Source organism: Hansschlegelia beijingensis (assembly GCF_045505405.1).
Classification (GTDB): domain Bacteria; phylum Pseudomonadota; class Alphaproteobacteria; order Rhizobiales; family Methylopilaceae; genus Methylopila; species Methylopila beijingensis_A.
This window is the reverse complement of record NZ_JBJKEX010000526.1, coordinates 1-1334: the sequence shown is the minus strand read 5'-3', so window position 1 is coordinate 1334 and position 1334 is coordinate 1. Positions and strand designations below refer to the sequence as shown.

The 1334-nt window shown below is 72.1% G+C and carries 2 protein-coding genes; both read right to left on the bottom strand.

What is annotated here, in order from left to right; all coding sequences use genetic code 11:
• The coding region (locus ACIKT0_RS18365) for a head-tail connector protein (protein WP_407106761.1) at positions 1-211 on the bottom strand (211 nt) is incomplete at its 3' end.
• A gap of 146 nt (positions 212-357) precedes the next feature.
• Positions 358-1334, bottom strand: a 977-nt coding sequence (locus tag ACIKT0_RS18360) for a phage major capsid protein (protein ID WP_407106760.1), incomplete at its 5' end; no start/stop codon positions are given.

Sequence of the window (1334 nt, the reverse complement as noted above, 5' to 3'; positions counted from 1 at the left end):
GGATCGCCTCCCCGCAGGGCAGCCGGACGTCGAGCCGCCAGCGCTGCGCGATCAGCACGCGGCGCGTCGGCTTCTCGACCTGCCGGGCCGCGGCCGCGATCAGGTCCTGGACCAGCGGGTCCTCGTGGTCGTGGTCGAGGCGCAGATAGGCCTTCGCGTCCGCGAGACCGATCGGCTCGGCCTCCGGCGCGGTGAGCATCACGGCGGGCATGACGATGTCCTGGGATGAAGGAAAGGCGTGAGCGCGTCGCTCGGGCCGAGCGCGGCGCGAGCCGGGATCGTCCTCCGCGAGGGGCGCTCGATCCTGAAGGCGATCCCGGATCGGCGGCGCGCGCCACCGTCCGGGATGACGGAAGCTCAGCTCTCGCCGAACTTCAGCGTCTTGATGGCGTCGAAGTCCTGGACCCCGCCGCCGACGCGCTTGGTGGTGTAGAACAGCACGTAGGGCTTGGCCGTGAAGGGATCCCGCAGGATCCTGACCCCGATCCGGTCGACCACCAGATAGCCCCGGCGGAAATCCCCGAAGGCGATGGCGTGGGCGTCCTCGTCGATGTCCGGCATCGCCTCGGCCTCCGCGACGGGGAAGCCGATCAGCGTCGCGCCGCCCTGCCCGGTCGCCGGCGGCTCCCACAGATAGCGGCCGTCCGCGTCCTTCAGCTTCCGCACCGCCGCCTGGGTGCGGCGGTTCATCACGAAGGTCGCGTTGCGACGATAGCCCGAGCGCAGCGCATAGATCAGGTCGAGCAGGCGGTCGGAGGGGTTCGCGGTCGCGAAGGCGCCGTCGGCGCCGGTCGCCACATAGCCGATCTTGCCCCACTCCCAGGCCGCGTTCGCGACCTTGGCGGGCGTCAGGAAGCCCTGCGGCCGGGTGGTCCCGTTGCCGGTCACGAACGCGACGCTCTCCTGCTCGGCGAAGGCGGTCTCGACCTCCTCGGCGATCCACTGGTCGAGGTCGACCGCCGCGTCGTCGAGCAGCGTCTGGGTCGCGGCCGGCATTGCGAACAGCTCCATCGCCGGGAAGGCGAGCTCGTCGAGCGTCGGCGTCGCGGACTGCGACCGGCCGCCGGTCTCGGACGCCCAGCCGGAGGCGAAGCCCCCGGTCGCGAACGGCTTGCGGAACACCGAGGCGGTGACCTGGCGCACGGTCGCGATGGCGCGGATCGGGGAGACCTCGGCGAGCCGCCGGCCGATCTCGCGTTCGGTGACCTCCGGCACGAGATAGCCGCCCTGCGCGTCGGTCACGGCGGCGAGCGCCTTGCCTTCCAGGCTCTTCAGCGAGGCGACCTCGCCGCGGCGCACATAGGCGTCGAACGCCGCCTTGTGCTCGCCGCGCG